Source organism: Ruegeria sp. AL7 (assembly GCF_056536105.1).
The window spans coordinates 1,369,647-1,387,528 of record NZ_JBQFJF010000001.1 but is presented as its reverse complement, the minus strand read 5'-3'; the positions used below and the strand labels follow the sequence as shown (position 1 = coordinate 1,387,528).

Genomic DNA, 17,882 nt, shown 5'->3' with positions numbered 1-17,882 from the left:
CATGAGACTGAAACTCGTACCGCAGAACACCTCGTTCGACTTCTTCAATCGTTGGAAAATCTGGCTTGGAATCTCCGGCCTGATGATGGTGATTGCGTTCACCTCATTTCTGCTGCAGGGGCTGAACTTCGGCATCGATTTCCGCGGTGGAACCACGATCCGGACCCAAAGCAATCATGCAATCGACGTGGGTGTATACCGCGATGCTTTGTCTCCGCTGCAACTGGGTGACGTCACCATCACCGAGATTTTTGATCCAAGCTTCGGTCCCGATGAAAATGTCGCGATGATCCGTATTCAGGCTCAGGAAGACGCCGAAGCGGTCACCGCAGATGTGATCACCCAGGTCGGCGAAGCGCTGGCTGCCGCAGACCCCGGACTAAAACTGCCCTTTGAAAGCGTCGAATCCGTTGGCCCAAAAGTGTCGGGCGAGCTGATCCAGACTGCTGTTATCGCGGTTGTCTTGGCCATCGGCGCCGTTCTTGTCTACATTTGGCTGCGCTTTGAATGGCAGTTTGCACTGGGGGCAGTTGCCGCATTGGTGCACGATGTGATCCTGACCATCGGCATCTTCTCGGAACTGCAAATCCGCTTCGATCTGGCGATCATCGCGGCGCTGCTGACCATCGTCGGCTATTCGCTGAACGACACGGTTGTCGTCTTCGACCGGGTGCGCGAGAATCTGCGGAAATACAAAAAGAAGGACCTGAAAGAGGTTCTGAACGTATCGATCAACGAAACCCTGAGCCGAACGGTGATGACCTCGGTCACAACTTTACTGGCGCTGATCTCGCTTTATCTGCTGGGTGGGGACGTCATCCGCGGATTTGTCTTCGCGATGATCTGGGGTGTCGTTGTCGGGACCTATTCGTCGGTCTTCGTGGCCTCAACCATCCTGCTGTGGCTGGGGGTCAAGCGCGACTGGTCCAAACCGTCGAATACGGCGGGCAACCAGTTTGCCAATATTGATGCCTGAGGCTCTACAACAGGCCTTGGCCCTGCCGGGCCTCACTTGGCTGATCCTTACCATCGGAGCCGCGGGACTTGTCCGCGGCTTCACAGGTTTTGGCACCGCGATGATCTTTGTGCCGGTGGCGACCCAGTTCCTGCCTATTGCAGAAGTGGTCTTTCTGATGGCCGCCACCGGTATTGCATCAACCTTTGCCTTGGCTCCGCAGGCGTGGCGGGATTGTGACAAGGTCGAAATCAGCACTCTGGGCTTTGCCGCAACGATAACCGTGCCGCTGGGGCTGTGGATCATGGTGCAGGTGGACTCGGTTGCGCTGCGCTGGGTTGTTTGCGGCATTACCGGTCTGACCCTGCTGGCCGTGGTTACTGGCTGGCGGTGGGAGGGTAAACTGGGACTGCCCGGACGTCTCGCCATCGGCGGTAGCGCAGGCGTTGTCGGCGGCATGACCGGGCTGACCGGCCCGGTTGTCATCGTGTTCTATCTGGCCAGTTCCACAGATGTGCGCAAGATTCGTGCCAACACCATCATTTTTCTGGCATTGCTCGACGTTGTCATCGTTTTCAACATCCTCATCAGCGGTGCCGCAGATTTGTCGATCCTATGGATTGTCCTGCTGCTGTGTGTGCCTTATCTGATCACTACGCTTATCGGCAAAGCATTGTTCGACCCGAAACTGGAACGGATCTACCGCCTCGCGGCCTATTCGGTCATCCTGATTGCGGTCATTTCCGGACTGCCGCTTCTGGATTGAAGAAGGGACATCATGCGTCTGAATCAGATTACTTTTACAGATGCCAAACCCATAGACGGTTATGGCCCCGGTTTTTTTCGAATTGGCGGCGATGTCTTCCACGGCGCTGTCCTGACAGGCCCGGCAGGCCCGGCAGAGTGGGGCGGCTATGACGACCGACACCCCCTTCTGGACCTGGCGGGCAGGATCGACGTCCTGCTTATCGGCACGGGCGCAGACATGGCCCACATCCCCCAATCGCTACGGGTTGAGTTGGAAAATGTCGGACTTGGTGTTGAAATCATGAACTCCCCCGCCGCCTGCCGCACCTACAATGTGCTGCTCGCCGAAGGTCGCCGCATCGCACTTGCCCTGATCCCTGTCTGACGGGATTCTCTTCATCTGGCCAAAAATATCCCGGGGAGTGTGAGGGGCTGGCCCCTCACTCCGACATGTGCCGGCTGTGGTGCGCTGGCATCCTGCGGCAAATCTCGCCTTTTGCCCCTGCGGACAATCCGCTAAGCGGGTCTCATGACTTTGACTGTAACAGATCTGTCGATCACACGTGGCGGTGTTCCCGTCCTTGAGGGCCTCAGCTTTCAGCTGTCGCCGGGCAAGGCTCTGATCCTGCGGGGCCCAAACGGGATCGGCAAAACGACGCTTCTGCGCACGTTGGCTGGCTTGCAGCCTCCGCTGGAAGGCAAGATCGAAGGGGCCGAGGACCGGATCGCCTACGCGTCCCATTCGGACGGGCTCAAACCGACATTGTCGGTGACTGAAAACCTGACATTCTGGGCAGCGGTCTTTGGTACATATGACATCCAGCCGGCGCTGGACGCTTTTGAGTTGAACGAACTCGCCGACCGTCACGCCGGCAATCTGTCGGCGGGCCAGAAACGGCGGTTGGGGCTGGCGCGGATGCTGGTCACAGGGCGGCCAATCTGGATGCTGGACGAACCGACCGTCTCGCTGGACAGGAACGCGGTGCAAATGTTTGCCGATGCGGTGGGGGCACATCTGGGGCAGGGCGGGTCAGCCCTGATCGCGACCCATATCGACCTTGGCCTTGATGGCGAGGTTCTGGACGTCGGTCCTAACAAGGCCAAACCCAAACCCATCGACGATTTCGACGGAGGTTTCCTGTGATCGCCCTGTTGCTGCGCGACCTGAAACTGGCTTTCCGCGCAGGCGGCGGGTTTGGGCTGGGTCTGGCCTTTTTCCTGATCGTGACTGTGATGGTGCCATTTGCCGTGGGGCCGCAATCCTCGCTGCTGTCCACGATTGCGCCCGGTGTGCTCTGGCTGGGGGCCTTGCTGGCCTGCCTTCTGTCGCTTGACCGCCTGCTGGCACTGGACTGGGAAGACGGCTCGCTCGACCTGCTGGCCACGGCACCGCTGCCGCTTGAATCGGTTGTCACAGTCAAGGCGCTGGCCCACTGGCTGACCACTGGTCTGCCGCTGGTTCTGGCCGCGCCGTTTCTGGGTGTCTTGCTGAACCTGCCGCTACCGGGGTTTTTCTGGCTGGTGATCTCGCTCCTGATCGGTACCCCGGCCATGAGCGTCATCGGGACATTTGGTGCTGCGCTCACCGTTGGTCTGAAACGTGGCGGGCTATTGCTGTCGCTTCTGGTGTTGCCGCTTTACGTCCCCACCCTGATTTTCGGGGCCGAAGTTGCCCGGCGTGGAGCAACAGGGATGGAGGTGCAGACGCCACTGCTGATGCTGGCCGGGATCACGGCGGCAACCATCGCATTGTTGCCCTTTGCCAGCGCTGCCGTGCTACGTATCAATCTGCGGTGAACCGCGACAAGTTTGATGGATGTCAATTGAGAACCACCCCAACTCGGACTAGATAGGGCCCATGTCAATCGCAGCCAAAGCCAACGCCCTCTGGGAATATGCCAACCCGCGCAAGTTTCTTGAAACCAGCGAACGGGTCCTGCCGTTTTTCTGGATCGTCTCGATCCTCTGCATCGTTGTCGGTCTGACCTGGGGCTTTTTCTTTACACCGGACGACTACAAGCAGGGGTCGACGGTCAAGATCATCTATTTGCATGTTCCGGCGGCCCTGATGGCGATCAATTGCTGGCTGATGATGCTGGCCACCTCATTGGTCTGGCTGGTGCGTCGCCACCATGTCAGCGCGCTTGCGGCACGGGCTGCTGCACCGATCGGGATTGTAATGACCCTGATTGCGCTGCTGACCGGGGCCATCTGGGGACAGCCCATGTGGGGCACATGGTGGGCCTGGGATCCGCGCCTGACATCGTTTCTGATCCTGTTTCTGTTCTACCTTGGCTATGTCGCCTTGTGGGAAGCTATTGAGGACCCTGATACCGCAGCTGATCTGACCTCGGTTCTGTGTCTTGTTGGGTCGGTCTTTGCGATCCTCAGCCGGTATGCGGTGAATTTCTGGAATCAGGGCCTGCATCAGGGCGCATCGGTCATGCGGGCCGGGGCCGTTACCGGGGCGGATACGGAAGAGAAAGTCAGCAACGTCTTTTTCTACCCCCTGCTGGCCTGCATCATCGGATTTGTTCTGCTGTTCATCGCCTTGGTGTTGTACCGCACCGGAACGGAAATTCGCGCCCGTCGTATCAAGGCGTTACAGGCACGGGAAAGGGTGGGCGGATGATCCCCGATCTTGGAAAATATGCAGACGCTGTTTTGTCGTCTTATGCCGTTTCCATTGCCCTTATCGTGGTACTGGTTGCGTTCAGCGTGATGCGCGGGCGCAAGGTGCGTGCGGAAATGGAAAAGGTCGAACAGAGGATGTCGCGCAATGGCTAAAATCTCGCCCCTGATGATTGCGCCACCTCTGATATTTGGCGCATTCGCGGTTCTCGCAGGCATCGGCATGTTTCGCGAAGATCCCAACGCTTTGCCCTCGGCCCGCGAAGGCCAACCGGCGCCGCCCGTGGTTCTAACCGAGTTTCCGGGAAAGACCCTTTTCGACGACGAAACGCTGCGGGACGGAGAGGTCAAGCTGGTCAACTATTGGGCCAGCTGGTGCGCCCCATGCCGCGTCGAGCACCCCAATCTCGAAGCGCTGGCAGCTGAAGGCATCCCTGTTTATGGCATCAACTACAAAGACAAGCTGAGCAGTGCCGAGGCTTTTCTGGCTGATCTTGGCGATCCTTACGTCGCCATGGGCCGCGACGAACAGGGCCGCATGGCAATTGATTGGGGTTTGTACGGTGTTCCCGAGACCTACGTGATCGACGGTGATGGAACGATCATTCTGCGCTTTGCAGGCCCGATCACGCAACGTGTCATCGAAAGCACCATCCGGCCTGCGCTTGAGAAAGCGGCTGAGTAGGGCCTTTCAACCTCTGGTTCAGGCGAGCTGGTAGGTTTGGAAATCCTGCTCGACCTCAAGAAACTCGTTGATTCGCAGAAAATCGCCTTTGTCGGCACGCCAGTTCAGGTAGGCTTCAAGCGCGTCGGGGTTTTCCCAGATGTGAACAACGACTTGTTCGTTGTTTGCGGGCGAGAGCAGAAGATAAGCGGCACGACATCCGGGGAATTTTCGGGTTTCGGCAACCAGATCCCCGATCAGTTTGGCAAGCGCCGCGAATTTCCCCGGCAGGGGCGTGGATTTGACAATGACGACTTCCTGCATACGCGTCTCCGGTTTTTGTAGCAGGGTCAAGGAATCCACTTAAAAATGCGTGAACGGGATACTGAAATACAGAAAAGGAAAGAGCGCCCCGCAGGCGCCCTTGTCATTTGTCCAGACTGGTCAGGCTTAGTTGGCCTTCGCCAGATTCCTCAGCACGTATTGAAGCACGCCACCGTTTTCGATGTATTCGATCTCAGGCGCGGTATCGATCCGGCATTTCAACTGGATGGTCGTCTCAGCCCCATCTGCGTAGGTGATGGTGCAGGGCACGTCCTGCAACGGCTCGACCGTATCCAGCCCGTGAATTGAGACGGTTTCGTCCCCCTTCAGACCCAGAGTTTTGCGGGTATCTCCACCGGTGAATTCGAACGGGATCACGCCCATGCCAACCAGATTGGACCGGTGGATACGCTCAAAGCTCTCGGCGATTACGGCCTTGACGCCCAGCAGCGCCGTGCCCTTGGCCGCCCAGTCGCGGCTTGAGCCCGCGCCGTATTGTTCGCCGCCGAACACGACCAGCGGGGTGCCATTGGCCTGATAGGCCATCGAGGCATCGTAGATCGACGTCTGTTCGCCATCCGGACCTTTGGTGTATCCGCCTTCAACTCCGTCCAACATCTCGTTCTTGATGCGGATATTGGCGAAGGTGCCGCGCATCATGACTTCGTGATTGCCCCGTCGCGAGCCATACGAGTTGAACTCGCGCGGCTGAACCTGACGGTCGGTCAGATACTTGCCAGCCGGCGTCGTGGTTGCGAATGATCCCGCAGGTGAGATGTGGTCGGTGGTCACCATGTCGCCCAGAATGGCCAGAACTTTAGCGCCTTCGATGTTCGAGATCGTGCCCGGTTCCGCCCCCATACCCTGGAAATAGGGCGGGTTCTGGATGTAGGTCGACGTTGGCGGCCAGTCATAGGTTTCCTGTTGCGGTACCTCGACGCTTTGCCATTTCTCATCCCCCTTGAAGACATCCGCATATTTTGACTGGAACGCTTCGCGGGTTACGGTCGCTTCAACCAGTTCCGCGATTTCGCTTTGGGTTGGCCAGATGTCCTTCATGAAGACGTCGTTGCCATCCTTGTCCTGACCGATAGGCTCGGACGTCAGATCGATGTCGAGCGTACCTGCCAGCGCATAGACAACAACCAACGGCGGTGAAGCCAGGTAGTTCGCGCGGACATCCGGTGAGATACGGCCTTCGAAGTTCCGGTTGCCGGACAGAACCGACGTGGCGACAAGATCGCCCTCGGCAATGGCTTCCGAGATTTCCTTCTGGATCGGGCCCGAGTTGCCGATGCAGGTGGTGCAGCCGTACCCAACAAGGTTGAAACCAACCTTGTCCAGATCATCTTGCAGTCCAGCGGCCTCAAGGTAGGCCGATACAACCTGCGAACCGGGTGCCAGCGAGGTTTTGACCCAAGGCTTGCGGTTCAGACCCAGCGCTGCGGCTTTGCGGGCCACAAGGCCAGCACCGATCATCACGTAAGGGTTCGAAGTGTTGGTGCAGGAGGTGATCGAAGCAATTACAACCTTGCCCGACTCCATGGTGTAGTCTTCGCCCTTGACGGCGACTTCCTTGCCCATGGGGCGCTTGAAGGTCTCTTTCATTTCCCTGGTGAAAGCGGCCTTGGCGTCGGTCAGTGCGACGTAGTCCTGCGGGCGTTTCGGTCCTGAAATTGCAGGAACGATCAAGCCCATGTCCAGCGATAGCGTGTCCGTGTAGATCGGCGCATAATCCGGGCCTCTCCAGAACCCGTTTTCCTTGGCATAGGCTTCGACCAGCGCGATGCGGTCTTCGTCGCGGCCAGTGTTGCGCATGTAGCGCAGGGTCTCGCCGTCGATCGGGAAGAAGCCGCAGGTCGCGCCGTATTCCGGCGCCATATTGGCGATGGTTGCACGGTCAGCCAGCGGCAGGCGGTCCAGCCCTTCGCCATAAAATTCGACGAATTTGCCCACCACGCCCTTGGCGCGCAGCATTTCGACAACCTTCAGAACAAGGTCCGTACCGGTGGTGCCTTCGACCATCGAGCCGGTCAACTCGAAGCCGATCACCTCGGGGATCAGCATCGAGATCGGCTGACCCAGCATTGCGGCCTCGGCCTCGATCCCGCCGACGCCCCAACCCAGAACGGCCATGCCATTGACCATGGTGGTGTGGCTGTCGGTGCCAACCAGCGTGTCAGGATAGGCAACTTCTTCGCCGTTCTGATCGGTGTCAGTCCAGACAGTCTGTGCCAGATATTCCAGGTTCACCTGATGACAGATACCGGTGCCGGGAGGCACAACGCGGAAATTATTGAACGCGTTCTGACCCCATTTCAGGAACTGATAGCGTTCCATGTTGCGCTCGTATTCGCGGTCGACGTTCATCTGGAACGCACGCGGGTTCCCGAACTCGTCGATCATGACCGAGTGGTCGATAACCAGATCGACCGGGTTCAGCGGGTTGATCTTCTGTGCGTCGCCGCCCAGGCCTTTGATTCCGTCGCGCATGGCGGCCAGATCGACCACCGCAGGAACACCGGTAAAGTCCTGCATCAGCACACGGGCAGGGCGGTACGCAATCTCGCGCGGGTTCTTGCCGCCATTGGCACCCCATTCGGCAAATGCCTTGATGTCATCGACCGAGACCGAAAAGCCGCTGTCTTCAAATCGGAGCATGTTTTCCAGCACGACTTTCAACGCGGCAGGAAGGTTGGAGAAATCACCCAAACCGGCCTGCTGCGCGGCGGGGATCGAATAGTAGGAAATGGATTTGCCATTCACGTTCAGGCTGCGGCGTGTCTTGGCGGTATCCTGTCCGACTTTAATGGGCATCTGGTGGCCTCCCTTCTCAAATGACTTGGATTTCGGGCATCGCTGAGTGTTATCTGCATCACCCAAGCCGTTGGTTCAAGGTTCAATGACACTGGATTTGTAATTTTGTATACCATTGCACACATTTAGGCGGAGAATTGCAGATACCGCCCTCAAGAAACGTTGATTGGCGGTTGAAGGGCAAAACGGCTATCCCAGAGAACACCCGCTTTATCCGAGAGTTTTGATGTTCAGACCCGCTGCTTTGACCGCCCTGATATCCTGCCTGCTCGCCACCCAGCCCATGGCCGGTGGGGATCCTGTGGTGGTTGAGCTGTTCACCTCACAGGGGTGTTCGTCTTGCCCGCCGGCAGATCGGATCATGCATGAGCTGGCGAAACGCGACGATGTCATCGGGCTGGCGTTGCATGTCGACTATTGGGATTACATCGGCTGGAAGGACGAATATGCCGATCCTGATCACACGCTGCGGCAACGGGCCTATGCCCGCGAAAACGGAAAATCCATGATCTATACGCCCCAGATGATCATAAATGGTCAGCACGATATTGTCGGCGCTCAGGCTCAGGAGCTCGACCGTCTGATTGATGCGCATCTAAAGGCCGCCCCCGAGGCAGCGGTGACAGCAACCCGAGACGCTGACGAAGTGACCGTGAGTGTGACGCCTGTGGAATTGCCCGCAGGTGAGATCTATGACGTGCGTATCGTTCAGTATTCGCCTCTGCGCCATGCCTCGATCCGCCGTGGTGAACTAGCCGGGCGGGAATTGGATTATGCCAATGTTGTTGAGACATGGCAGATTGCAGGCCGGTGGGACGGGAAAGCGCCGCAGACTTACTCGGCGCAGCTGGAACCAGACTTGCCAGCCGTTGTGCTTGTGCAAAGGGCCGGTCACGGGCCAATTGTTGCCGCGACTTGGGCCAAATGATCAGGGCATGTCGTCCGGTTGAACGCCAAGGCCGTTCCAGCTTTTCCAACGCCGGTGGATCCAGAACCACTGTCCCATATGCTGCCGCACGATCTGTTCCAGATCGTCATTGGTGAACTGGGTCATCGTCTTTGGGTCCGTGTGCGGCACGGGATCATGCAGGATGATTTCAAAGTCGATGCCGTTTGGCTGGCGCACGGCATAGCACGGTATCAGTACGGCCTTGTATTTGATGGCCAGCTCTGCGTTCAGCACGGATGTCACGGCAGGCTTGCCAAAGAATGTCAGCTCTTCGCCCCCCAGCGCATGCAGGTCGGACACGATAGCGATAATTCCACCGTTCTTGAGTGACCGAACCATTTCGACCATACCGCGCCGCCCCTGTTCAAACATCGGTGCGCCGGTTTTGTAAAAAGCCTCGACATAAGCGTCGTTGAAATAGGGATTGGCCATCCGCCGGTAGAGGCATCCAATCGGCTTGCCGCTGTGTTTCTGCAGGGCAACACGCGCGGCCAGATAGTGACCGAAATGCGCCGTGATCATCATCACCGGACGCCCTTCGGCAATCGCGGCGTCAAACGCAGCAATACCGGGCCCGGATATCTTGGCGTTCACCTGACGTTCGATGAAACCTTCGGGTGAGAAATGCTCCATTATTGCCCGACCGGCATTATCCGACACGTCACGATAGATCTTTGTGATCTCGGCGTCAGACAATTCAGGGCAGGTGAGCTTTAGATTCCGGCGGACACGGGTGCGAAATCCAACGACGGGCGCAAGGGTTTTCATGATTGCACCCATGGTTGCTATGCGCCTTTCATAAGGAAGCAGGCGCATAGCGCCGATGATTCCCTGCAGGAGCAGATTGGCGACATAGTATTTTCCAAGCTCAAACCGGCTGAGCTCCGACTTTTCGACGGGCATGGAGGTGTCTCACCGCGTGTTGCGAAATGTTGCCTCAGACATACAACCCGGTACCCGTAACCTCAAGCACCCTGGCGAAATGGCTGCCCTAACGATCTGGCGGGTGCGCCTGTTCCTGCCTCAACCCGTGTTTTCGTCGTCTTCCTTTTCAATCAGCGTAATTGTTCCGGCGTCAGACAAGGTACGAACCGCCCCAACGATCTGGGTCATGGCATCTTCGGCCTCAGATTGCTTGACCCGCCCGCGTTCCGCGATTTCCTCGCGCAGGTTTTCTGCCATGCGAGAGGAGATATTCGACAGCAGAAACTCGACAGAAGCCTTGTCATCATCCGCGGCGGCACCGGCCAGGGCCGCGACCAGAACAGGCTGATCGACTTCCCGCAATATGGCTGGAACATCACGGGGCGAAATCCGGCTGGAGATATGGGCGAAGGTAAAGATCGAGCGGCGCACCAGATCGGCAAAATCGGCGTCGTCCTCATCCAGCGCGTTCAGCAGGTTGTCGCGCGTGGCGGAGGCAGACTGGTTCAGAATTGCACCCACCCGCGCGCCTGGACCGTCATTGAAGGCCTGAACAGGCCGCTGATCCAGCTGAGCAGCCAGTGACCAGCCGATCCGCTCAACCGCTTCGGGCGTGACATTTGCTGTTTTCGAGATTGCGTAGGTGATCCGCCGCGCCACCGGACCCGGCATGTGGCCCAGCATCTGCGCCGCCTGTGCCGTATCCATTTTTGAAAGCATCACAGCGGCCACTTCAGTGCTTTCCGCCTGTGCCATGGCCGCAAGGTCCTGGGCTGGTATGTCGCGCAACCTTTGCCAGGGATCACCGATCTGACGAACTCCGGCAACTTTGCGCAAACGCGCGGCTGTCGCGGGTGTGATTTTTCCACTGACGGCATCCAAGGCCCCGGCAAGACCATGTGGAAAGGCCAGACCGACATTGTCCAGGGCTTCGCTGAATTCCTGCGCCACAGCACCCAGAGTCGCCCGGTCTACAAGGCCCATTTCCCCCAATTGATGTGTCAGTTTCTCTTGCAGGTCATCGGGAAGCTCCTCCAGCGGAAGATCGGCGCCGTCGTTCAACAACAGGCGCACGACAACAGCCGCCTTTTGACGGCTGGTCAAAGATCGGGGAACAAGGCGCGGGCTGTCGCCACCTCCTGCGGAAAATGGGGCCGAAGCCCCTTGAACCGTTTGAATTAATGCGTTGGTGTTCTGCATCTGCCTGTGGAGCTAAAGTTTTCAAACCACAGGCAGATTAGAGAGAGTTGGGTTAAATAACCCTGAACCTTAATAGCTGTATGTCAGGCCCGTTCGGATCGCTTCGCGCAACGATGCCTCGGCCCAGGTGCCTTCTCCGCCACGGGACTTTATTTCGCGCCATTGCTCGATCGCCAGATCGGTTCGGCCTTCGGACACAAACCCCTGCGCCATGTAGCTGCGCGCCAAAAGATTGTCTGGGTTGGCATTGATCGCGTTTTGGTAAAAGACATTTGCCAGTTCCAGCTCGCCCATCTTGCGATAGGTGAAACCCCAATAGGTCAGGACACGATCATCGTCCTGATCCATGATGCGCAGAATGTCCTGAGCGTGCCCGTATTGCCCGTCATACGCCAGTTCGCGGACCGCATCATACAGCTGATCATCTGTCAGGCTTGACTTGTCGGGTTTGACGCATTTTCCACGGGTTTCGTCATATACACGGCCGAACAGGCATTTCTTGGTTGTATTCGTCGGTTTCGGCGGGCTGCTGCTGTCACCACCTGCGGCATGGACAGCTGGCGCGAAGGCAAAGGCTTGCAAAGCAAGGGCAGAAGCTAACAAAAGGCGCATTTCTTTACTCCGTTCTCGGGGCTCTTATTGAAATCATAGTGTGATCTACAAAAAAGCTAACAGGGGAACGGTCGCTTTTATTCACGAACTGGACAAAAATTGTCAGCTGTTAACAGATTTCGCGCAGCTTTTTGTTTCAGTATCCCACGTTGTCCCGGGTGCGCAGGATTGGGTCTGTTTGGAATGTTGTTCGCAGGCAAGCCCGGCCGAGGCCACAAGAACCAGTGCCAATGCGCTTAGGAGTGTTCGGATCATGATGTTTCCCTCGTATGGAAAAAGCACATGCAGGATACCGCATTTCCGTTGGTCTGGCAAAAAACAAGGGGGTACAATGCACGTGGCAGAACACCCCCGGCTAACAGACTGAAAAGATAACCGTTAGTCGCCAAACACGCGCGCAAAGATCGTATCGACATGCTTGGTGTGATACCCGAGGTCGAATTTCTCTTCGATCTCCGCAGGGCTGAGTGCGGCAGTTACATCAGCATCCGCCAACAGTTCCTCCTTGAAGTCGGTGCGGTGTTCCCAAACCTTCAAAGCGTTGCGCTGTACCATGGCATAGGCGTCCTCACGGCTGACACCTGCCTGGGTCAGGGCCAAGAGAACCCGCTGGCTCATAACAAGGCCTGGGAACTTGTTCATGTTTTCCAGCATGTTTTCCGGGAAGATCAGCATTTTGTCGACCACACCTGTCAGGCGGGCCAAGGCAAAATCCAGCGTGATTGTGGCATCCGGACCGATCATGCGCTCGACAGATGAATGCGAGATGTCGCGTTCGTGCCAGAGCGCGACATTCTCCATCGCCGGTATTACGGCCGCGCGGACCATGCGCGCCAGACCGGTAAGGTTCTCAGTCAGCACCGGGTTTTTCTTGTGCGGCATCGCCGAAGAGCCTTTCTGGCCCATCGAGAAGAACTCAGCCCCCTCCAGTACCTCGGTCCGCTGCATGTGGCGGATTTCGATGGCGATGTTCTCGATGCTGCTGGCGATGACGCCCAGCGTTGCAAAAAAGGCCGCGTGGCGGTCACGCGGAATGACCTGCGTGCTGATCGGCTCAGGCACCAGACCCAGCTTGTCACATACATGTTCCTCGACTTGCGGGTCGATATTGGCAAAGGTACCAACCGCGCCGCTGATCGCTCCGGTGGCGATTTCCGCACGTGCGTCACGCATCCGGGACAGGTTGCGGTCCATCTCGGCGTAGAAGCGGGCAAAGGTCAGACCCATGGTTGTCGGTTCGGCGTGGATGCCGTGGCTGCGTCCGATGCGAATCGTGTCCTTATGTTCCAACGCCCGGCGCTTGAGCGCAGCCAGAAGCCCTTCAAGGTCGGCAATCAGGATGTCGGCGGCGCGGGTCAGCTGTACGTTGAAACAAGTGTCCAGCACGTCCGAGCTGGTCATTCCCTGATGCACAAAACGCGCCTCTTCACTGCCGACATGCTCAGCAAGATGGGTCAGGAAGGCGATAACGTCATGCTTGGTGACGGCCTCGATCTCGTCGATGCGGGCGACATCGAATTCCACATCCTTGGCTTTCCAGACGGCTTCGGCATTTTCACGCGGGATCACGCCCAGATCCGCCATGGCGTCGCACGCGTGCGCCTCGATCTCGTACCAGATGCGGAACTTGGTCTCGGGCGACCAGATGGCAACCATTTCGGGGCGGGAATAACGGGGAATCATAGGCGACGGCACCTTTTTTGCAGATTGGATGAGGCGTTGGCGCGGGGTTTAGCCGCGTGCGGGGTAGGGAACAAGATGCGAGAGCGTATATGAGACGGTTTGCCCTGATTCTTGCCGGTTGTTCGGGCTTTTCAGCAGCAGACGGGTTCGGAAAACTGTCTTGCAAAGGATATAGCAAGGCATTGACGGGCAGGGTTCCGCAATAAGGCAGGTTTTGCGCCTGCAACTAGGTCTCACCGGATCATGCCGCCAGTTGGGGTGGATGCCTGTCCTGCCCTTGCTGCCAAGCGATGCTGGACAAACAGCGCTGCAACAGTTCAATCTGATCGGAAGGAAATAACCAGGTTATTGAGATATGCGTTTTTTATCATGTTCTGTACTTGCCCTCTGTGGTGTGTTTTGGGTCGGCGCAGCTGCACCAGCACTGGCTGACACACCCGTGACATACACCGATGAAGGCCAAGCGCTCTTTCGGTTTGACGTTCCAGACTTCTGGGTCCTTCGTACCGGCGGCCCGCGCGAGATTCAGGATACCGAACTGGGCGACGCCCGTGCGGTCGCGCGGGTCATGGGGTTCCGGCCGGTGACAGACGACGCGGTGTGGATGGGTTTCGTATCACCTGCGGGGGTTGGAACAATTCAGGGCGGCGTCCGGTACTTGCAGGATATCGACAAGTTTCTGGTCAAAGACCCTACGACGACCAGCACCAGCGATACCCGTATCGGCGGATTGCCAGCCCGCGTGTTTCGGGGCACCGGGCACCGGGACGGCAAGGGAGTAAGCTTTACCGCCACCGTCATTGACCTTCCGCAAGGCCGGGTTGCCATCGCAGTTGCTATTCTGCGGGACGGGGCAGACCCGATTTATGCAGATGATCTGAACGCCGTTTTCGCGTCGTTCCGGGCACTTCAGTGAGGGAGGGAGCGATGAGCGTTAGACTGATCAAACGGATGTCCCTTACGCTAGGGTTTGGGATCGCGACTTTGACGCTGTCGGCCTGTGACGGTGTGACGGTTGGGGTCGGGTACGGGTATGACCCGTTTTACGACTCGATGCTGTGGAACGACTACTACCATGACGTTAATGTGGATATTGACGTTGATCGTCCCAACCGACCTGATCGACCAGTGCGCCCCGAGCGTCCGAAACCGCCTGTTGCCAAACCTCCCGCGCGCCCGCGCCCACCTGTCGCGCGCCCACCTGTCGCGCGCCCGCCGGTTGCCCGCCCGCCCATTCATCGACCGAGCCCGCGACGCTAAGGAACAAAAGGCCGCCTGTCAGGCGGCCTTTCTTATGAAAGAAGCTCGGTCGTTATGTGGGCCGAGCCTTCAAGCGTCCGGTGAACCGGGCACTTGTCCGCAATCTCAAGCAAACGTTGCCTTTGCTCCTGATCCAGCGGGCCGCTCAGGCGGATTTTCCGGCGAAACTGGTCCACCTTGCCGTCATTCACCAATCCGGCATCCTGCGCGTGAACCTTGTCATGACACACATCGACGCTGACATTTGTCAGGGGCCAGCCCTTGCGCCGGGCGTACATGCGTATTGTCATCGACGTGCAGGCCCCCAGACCGGCCGAGACAAAGCCATAAGGCGACATGCCCTTGTCCGTACCGCCATAAGATGCGGGCTCATCCGCGACCAGATGGTGGTTTGGACCGGCCTGAATATCCTGCATGAACCCGCCGGGATCTGCTTCGGTTATGCGCACGACGCCTTCTGGCGCACCCGGTGGCGGCGCGGGTGGGCACAGTTTCACATAGCGCGAAACCCATGCGGCAATGACATCGGCTGCATATTCGGCGTCAGAGGCGCGGGTGATCAGGTGATCGGCATCGTCAAGGGTAACAAAGCTTTTGGGGTGTTTCGCGGCCAGAAAGATCGCGCTCGCATTGTCGATGCTGACCGTTTCGTCGCGTGGGGCATGAAGGATCAACAGGGCGGCTTTGAGGTCGGCGATTGCAGATGACAGGGCCGATTTGGCAATGTCGTCCACAAAAGCTTTGCCAATTCGGAAGGGGCGACCACCCAGAGAGACCTCGGCACTGCCATCCTCTTCGATCTGAGGCAACGCGGCCTCAAAGTGATGCGACACATGGGCGGGGTCCGACGGTGCACCCAATGTCACGACGGCTTTTACAGTGGGAATACCTGCCCGCGCCCGCAACACCGCCGCGCCCCCAAGCGAGTGGCCGATCAGCAGGGCAGGTGCCATGTTTCGACCGGCCAGATATTGCGCGGCTGAAATCAGATCCTCGACATTCGAAGTGAAGGTCGTATTGGCAAACTCGCCTTCGGAATGGCCCAGTCCGGTGAAATCGAACCGAAGCACCGCGATACCCATGGCAGCCAGACGGGCGGAAATGCGCCGGGCGGCCGGTATATCCTTGGAGCAGGTAAAGCAGTGGGCGAACAGGGCCGTTGCCAGCACGGGTCCATCCGGCAAATCCAGTCGCGCCGCCAATTGGCTGCCGTCATGTCCGGCAAAAGTGATGCGTTCCGTGGGCATGTCGGCTCCTTGAATGGTACGGGGGAACACGCCCAATACTGTGTATTTGCCCCTTGGGTCACAACCCTTAAGTCACACGCGTAACAGGAAGGTGAGAACAAACGGGCGTTGCACGGACGGCGCAAGATCCCTGTCGCCTTCGGGCCGCATGACGGCGGAGCTCTTACCTTCTTTTATTATCAAGAATAGTGATGGCGATGCAAACAAACATTCGTTTCACTTATGATCCTCCTCATCCCATCTGTGGTTCCTGAAAGCTGAAACAGGAGACACAGATGTCACATGCAGATATTACGCCCCAGATACACGACCTGCGTTCACGTATGATCCTGGCTATTGTTCTGGTCGGCCTTGCCGGGTTCGCGGTCGGCCAATCCTGGCCCGCGCCCCAAGGTGGTTCACAGGTTCAGGTCAGCCCTGCCACGGAAGACTGGCATGGAAATGTCCGCCGGTCCCATTGGTCGAATTGAAGGCTCGGCCTTATTCGATCCCCATCAATTGGGGGTCAAAGGGATATCTGGACAGGTTCTCAAACCCGGTTTCGGTAATGAGAACCTGATCCTCAAGCTTGATGCTGAAATCGCCACCGACTTCGCCAACGCAGGCTTCGACGCACAGCACCATGCCGGGCTCCAGCGGATAGTCATATGCGCCTTCCACGGCTTTGTCCGGATACGCGACCAGCGGCCATTCATCACACAATCCCACTCCGTGCATCAGGCAACCGTATTTCTGCGCCTGAAACTTGTCGTCAAGCCTGTGCGACATGGCGGTAAGTTCCGGGATCATCACACCGGGCTTCAGCATCTGCATGTTGGTCATGATGTGTTCATGCGCGTGCTGCATGGCATAGATCATGTCAGGGCGAGGTTTTTGGTCGCCAATCCACCATGTGCGCGAGATATCGATGCAAATCCCGTAAGACCCGATCAGGTCGGTGTCGAAGGCGATGATTTCGTTTTGCTGCGTGATGCGTGGGCCGCATTCCTGGAACCACGGGTTCGTGCGTTGGCCTGACGCCAGCAGGCGGGTTTCAATCCATTCGCCACCGCGCCGGATGTTTTCCGCGTGCAGAACAGCCCAGATATCATCCTCGGTTGTCTTGCCATTGCCGACATTCGCGCGTGCAAAGCTCTCCATCTCCGCCACAGCGGTTTCGCAGGCGTGATTGGCACAGCGCATGGCCAGAATCTCATCCGGTCCCTTCACGGCACGGGTCTTTTCGGTCAGCTCTTCACCTTCCATGACCTCAAAGCCCTGCGCCTCAAGCGCGCGCAGACCATGCAGCATGATCTTGTCGACAGCCAAACGTTTGTTGCCGCCGCCATGCGCATCGATCAGCACGCGCACCTCGTTCGAAAAGACATCTGCCGCGATATCCACCTTGTCGCCACGGTCGAAGTAAAACAGGTCCGCACCTGAACGCTGTTCGCGCACCAGCGGATTGAACGTGCTGAGGAAAGGCGAGTTCTTGTAGTCCCATATCACCATATAGCCATCGGCACATAACAGCACGGCGCGAAACGGGTTATGCGTATTCCATAACTGCATGTTCGTGCTGTCGGTCGCATAGCGGATGTTCAGCGGGTCAAAAACCAGCAAACCTCCGTATCCGCGATCAACGATGGCCTGCGTCAGACGCTTCCAGCGATGTTCCCGCATCCGTGCAAGATTGGGCAGTTCCAGACCTGCCGCAGCCCATTCGTCAAAAGCCAGCTGTGTCGGCCCGATCTCGATCCGGTCATTTTCGTTTGGCGTGCCATCACCCAGCGTAGCGCCTCGGCTGGGGTCAATCTTGCGCGTGTCTCGGTAATGCTTGTTCATGACGGACCTCGTTGCTTGTTCAGTCAAACCTAAGGTGCCCATGTG

20 protein-coding genes are annotated in these 17,882 nt (G+C 57.9%); 12 read left to right on the top strand and 8 right to left on the bottom strand.

Going from position 1 to position 17,882, the window contains the following annotated elements; translation table 11 throughout:
* Position 1: 1 nt before the first annotated feature.
* From secF to ACR3E2_RS06920, 8 genes are all read left to right on the top strand, one after another.
* Positions 2 to 976, top strand: coding sequence for a protein translocase subunit SecF (secF, locus tag ACR3E2_RS06955; protein ID WP_480480334.1), 975 nt, complete (start codon positions 2 to 4; stop codon positions 974 to 976).
* Positions 969 to 1,721, top strand: coding sequence for a sulfite exporter TauE/SafE family protein (locus tag ACR3E2_RS06950; RefSeq protein ID WP_480480336.1), 753 nt, complete (start codon positions 969 to 971; stop codon positions 1,719 to 1,721). Before secF ends, ACR3E2_RS06950 begins: the two co-directional genes overlap by 8 nt.
* Before the next feature lie 12 nt (positions 1,722 to 1,733).
* On the top strand, positions 1,734 to 2,087 hold the full coding sequence (locus ACR3E2_RS06945; RefSeq protein WP_480480338.1) for an Mth938-like domain-containing protein: 354 nt from the start codon (positions 1,734 to 1,736) through the stop codon (positions 2,085 to 2,087).
* A gap of 144 nt (positions 2,088 to 2,231) precedes the next feature.
* Entirely contained in the window at positions 2,232 to 2,846 is a 615-nt protein-coding gene (gene ccmA / locus ACR3E2_RS06940; protein WP_480480340.1) for a heme ABC exporter ATP-binding protein CcmA, read from the top strand.
* Complete coding sequence (gene ccmB, locus ACR3E2_RS06935; RefSeq protein WP_480480342.1) at positions 2,843 to 3,499, top strand: heme exporter protein CcmB; 657 nt, start codon at positions 2,843 to 2,845, stop codon at positions 3,497 to 3,499. Before ccmA ends, ccmB begins: the two co-directional genes overlap by 4 nt.
* Positions 3,500 to 3,560: 61 nt before the next feature.
* Positions 3,561 to 4,334: a heme ABC transporter permease gene (locus ACR3E2_RS06930; protein ID WP_267366837.1), complete on the top strand. Its 774-nt coding sequence runs from the start codon at positions 3,561 to 3,563 to the stop codon at positions 4,332 to 4,334.
* Entirely contained in the window at positions 4,331 to 4,489 is a 159-nt protein-coding gene (gene ccmD, locus ACR3E2_RS06925; RefSeq protein WP_480480344.1) for a heme exporter protein CcmD, read from the top strand. Before ACR3E2_RS06930 ends, ccmD begins: the two co-directional genes overlap by 4 nt.
* The gene (locus ACR3E2_RS06920; RefSeq protein WP_480480346.1) at positions 4,482 to 5,018 is read left to right on the top strand and encodes a DsbE family thiol:disulfide interchange protein; all 537 of its coding nucleotides are present in this window, start codon (positions 4,482 to 4,484) and stop codon (positions 5,016 to 5,018) included. Before ccmD ends, ACR3E2_RS06920 begins: the two co-directional genes overlap by 8 nt.
* A gap of 18 nt (positions 5,019 to 5,036) precedes the next feature.
* Here the strand turns inward: ACR3E2_RS06920 and ACR3E2_RS06915 are convergent, their stop codons facing one another.
* Both ACR3E2_RS06915 and acnA read right to left on the bottom strand, forming a co-directional pair.
* Positions 5,037 to 5,321, bottom strand: coding sequence for a putative quinol monooxygenase (locus tag ACR3E2_RS06915; RefSeq protein ID WP_480480348.1), 285 nt, complete (start codon positions 5,319 to 5,321; stop codon positions 5,037 to 5,039).
* 126 nt (positions 5,322 to 5,447) lie between these two features.
* Positions 5,448 to 8,138, bottom strand: coding sequence for an aconitate hydratase AcnA (gene acnA / locus ACR3E2_RS06910; RefSeq protein ID WP_480480349.1), 2,691 nt, complete (start codon positions 8,136 to 8,138; stop codon positions 5,448 to 5,450).
* A gap of 226 nt (positions 8,139 to 8,364) precedes the next feature.
* On the opposite strand from acnA, the gene ACR3E2_RS06905 reads away from it, so the two are divergent.
* The gene (locus tag ACR3E2_RS06905) at positions 8,365 to 9,066 is read left to right on the top strand and encodes a DUF1223 domain-containing protein (protein ID WP_480480351.1); all 702 of its coding nucleotides are present in this window, start codon (positions 8,365 to 8,367) and stop codon (positions 9,064 to 9,066) included.
* Here the strand turns inward: ACR3E2_RS06905 and ACR3E2_RS06900 are convergent, their stop codons facing one another.
* The 4 genes from ACR3E2_RS06900 to purB form a co-directional block, all read right to left on the bottom strand.
* On the bottom strand, positions 9,067 to 9,990 hold the full coding sequence (locus ACR3E2_RS06900; RefSeq protein WP_480480353.1) for a lysophospholipid acyltransferase family protein: 924 nt from the start codon (positions 9,988 to 9,990) through the stop codon (positions 9,067 to 9,069).
* Positions 9,991 to 10,110: 120 nt separating this feature from the next.
* Positions 10,111 to 11,211 (bottom strand): flagellar motor switch protein FliG, encoded by a 1,101-nt coding sequence (locus tag ACR3E2_RS06895; protein WP_480480355.1) that lies wholly within the window; start codon positions 11,209 to 11,211, stop codon positions 10,111 to 10,113.
* A gap of 69 nt (positions 11,212 to 11,280) precedes the next feature.
* On the bottom strand, positions 11,281 to 11,823 hold the full coding sequence (locus ACR3E2_RS06890) for a tetratricopeptide repeat protein (RefSeq protein ID WP_480480357.1): 543 nt from the start codon (positions 11,821 to 11,823) through the stop codon (positions 11,281 to 11,283).
* A 378-nt stretch (positions 11,824 to 12,201) separates the two neighbouring features.
* Positions 12,202 to 13,506 (bottom strand): adenylosuccinate lyase, encoded by a 1,305-nt coding sequence (gene purB, locus ACR3E2_RS06885; RefSeq protein ID WP_480480359.1) that lies wholly within the window; start codon positions 13,504 to 13,506, stop codon positions 12,202 to 12,204.
* Positions 13,507 to 13,945: 439 nt separating this feature from the next.
* Here purB and ACR3E2_RS06880 point away from each other — a divergent pair, with 439 nt between their 5' ends.
* Together ACR3E2_RS06880 and ACR3E2_RS06875 are read left to right on the top strand one after the other, a co-directional pair.
* A complete protein-coding gene (locus ACR3E2_RS06880) occupies positions 13,946 to 14,422 on the top strand; it encodes a hypothetical protein (RefSeq protein ID WP_480492702.1) in 477 nt (158 codons plus the stop codon).
* A gap of 11 nt (positions 14,423 to 14,433) precedes the next feature.
* Positions 14,434 to 14,766: a hypothetical protein gene (locus tag ACR3E2_RS06875; protein ID WP_480480363.1), complete on the top strand. Its 333-nt coding sequence runs from the start codon at positions 14,434 to 14,436 to the stop codon at positions 14,764 to 14,766.
* Positions 14,767 to 14,798: 32 nt separating this feature from the next.
* Here the strand turns inward: ACR3E2_RS06875 and ACR3E2_RS06870 are convergent, their stop codons facing one another.
* Entirely contained in the window at positions 14,799 to 16,013 is a 1,215-nt protein-coding gene (locus tag ACR3E2_RS06870; RefSeq protein WP_480480365.1) for a bifunctional alpha/beta hydrolase/OsmC family protein, read from the bottom strand.
* 275 nt (positions 16,014 to 16,288) lie between these two features.
* Here ACR3E2_RS06870 and ACR3E2_RS06865 point away from each other — a divergent pair, with 275 nt between their 5' ends.
* Positions 16,289 to 16,483 carry a hypothetical protein gene (locus ACR3E2_RS06865; protein WP_480480366.1) on the top strand — a complete coding sequence of 65 codons (195 nt, stop codon included), beginning with the start codon at positions 16,289 to 16,291 and terminating at the stop codon, positions 16,481 to 16,483.
* 10 nt (positions 16,484 to 16,493) lie between these two features.
* On the opposite strand, the gene dddP is transcribed toward ACR3E2_RS06865, so the two are convergent.
* Complete coding sequence (gene dddP / locus ACR3E2_RS06860; protein ID WP_480480368.1) at positions 16,494 to 17,837, bottom strand: dimethylsulfonioproprionate lyase DddP; 1,344 nt, start codon at positions 17,835 to 17,837, stop codon at positions 16,494 to 16,496.
* Between the last annotated feature and the right edge of the window lie 45 nt (positions 17,838 to 17,882).

Coding starts and splice junctions, on each gene's coding strand:
- secF (WP_480480334.1), top strand. CDS start 2: ATGAGACTGAAACTCGTACCGCAGAACACCTCGTTCGACTTCTTCAAT.
- ACR3E2_RS06950 (WP_480480336.1), top strand. CDS start 969: ATGCCTGAGGCTCTACAACAGGCCTTGGCCCTGCCGGGCCTCACTTGG.
- ACR3E2_RS06945 (WP_480480338.1), top strand. CDS start 1,734: ATGCGTCTGAATCAGATTACTTTTACAGATGCCAAACCCATAGACGGT.
- ccmA (WP_480480340.1), top strand. CDS start 2,232: ATGACTTTGACTGTAACAGATCTGTCGATCACACGTGGCGGTGTTCCC.
- ACR3E2_RS06930 (WP_267366837.1), top strand. CDS start 3,561: ATGTCAATCGCAGCCAAAGCCAACGCCCTCTGGGAATATGCCAACCCG.
- ccmD (WP_480480344.1), top strand. CDS start 4,331: ATGATCCCCGATCTTGGAAAATATGCAGACGCTGTTTTGTCGTCTTAT.
- ACR3E2_RS06920 (WP_480480346.1), top strand. CDS start 4,482: ATGGCTAAAATCTCGCCCCTGATGATTGCGCCACCTCTGATATTTGGC.
- ACR3E2_RS06915 (WP_480480348.1), bottom strand. CDS start 5,321: ATGCAGGAAGTCGTCATTGTCAAATCCACGCCCCTGCCGGGGAAATTC.
- acnA (WP_480480349.1), bottom strand. CDS start 8,138: ATGCCCATTAAAGTCGGACAGGATACCGCCAAGACACGCCGCAGCCTG.
- ACR3E2_RS06905 (WP_480480351.1), top strand. CDS start 8,365: ATGTTCAGACCCGCTGCTTTGACCGCCCTGATATCCTGCCTGCTCGCC.
- ACR3E2_RS06900 (WP_480480353.1), bottom strand. CDS start 9,990: ATGCCCGTCGAAAAGTCGGAGCTCAGCCGGTTTGAGCTTGGAAAATAC.
- ACR3E2_RS06895 (WP_480480355.1), bottom strand. CDS start 11,211: ATGCAGAACACCAACGCATTAATTCAAACGGTTCAAGGGGCTTCGGCC.
- ACR3E2_RS06890 (WP_480480357.1), bottom strand. CDS start 11,823: ATGCGCCTTTTGTTAGCTTCTGCCCTTGCTTTGCAAGCCTTTGCCTTC.
- purB (WP_480480359.1), bottom strand. CDS start 13,506: ATGATTCCCCGTTATTCCCGCCCCGAAATGGTTGCCATCTGGTCGCCC.
- ACR3E2_RS06875 (WP_480480363.1), top strand. CDS start 14,434: ATGAGCGTTAGACTGATCAAACGGATGTCCCTTACGCTAGGGTTTGGG.
- ACR3E2_RS06870 (WP_480480365.1), bottom strand. CDS start 16,013: ATGCCCACGGAACGCATCACTTTTGCCGGACATGACGGCAGCCAATTG.
- ACR3E2_RS06865 (WP_480480366.1), top strand. CDS start 16,289: ATGTCACATGCAGATATTACGCCCCAGATACACGACCTGCGTTCACGT.
- dddP (WP_480480368.1), bottom strand. CDS start 17,837: ATGAACAAGCATTACCGAGACACGCGCAAGATTGACCCCAGCCGAGGC.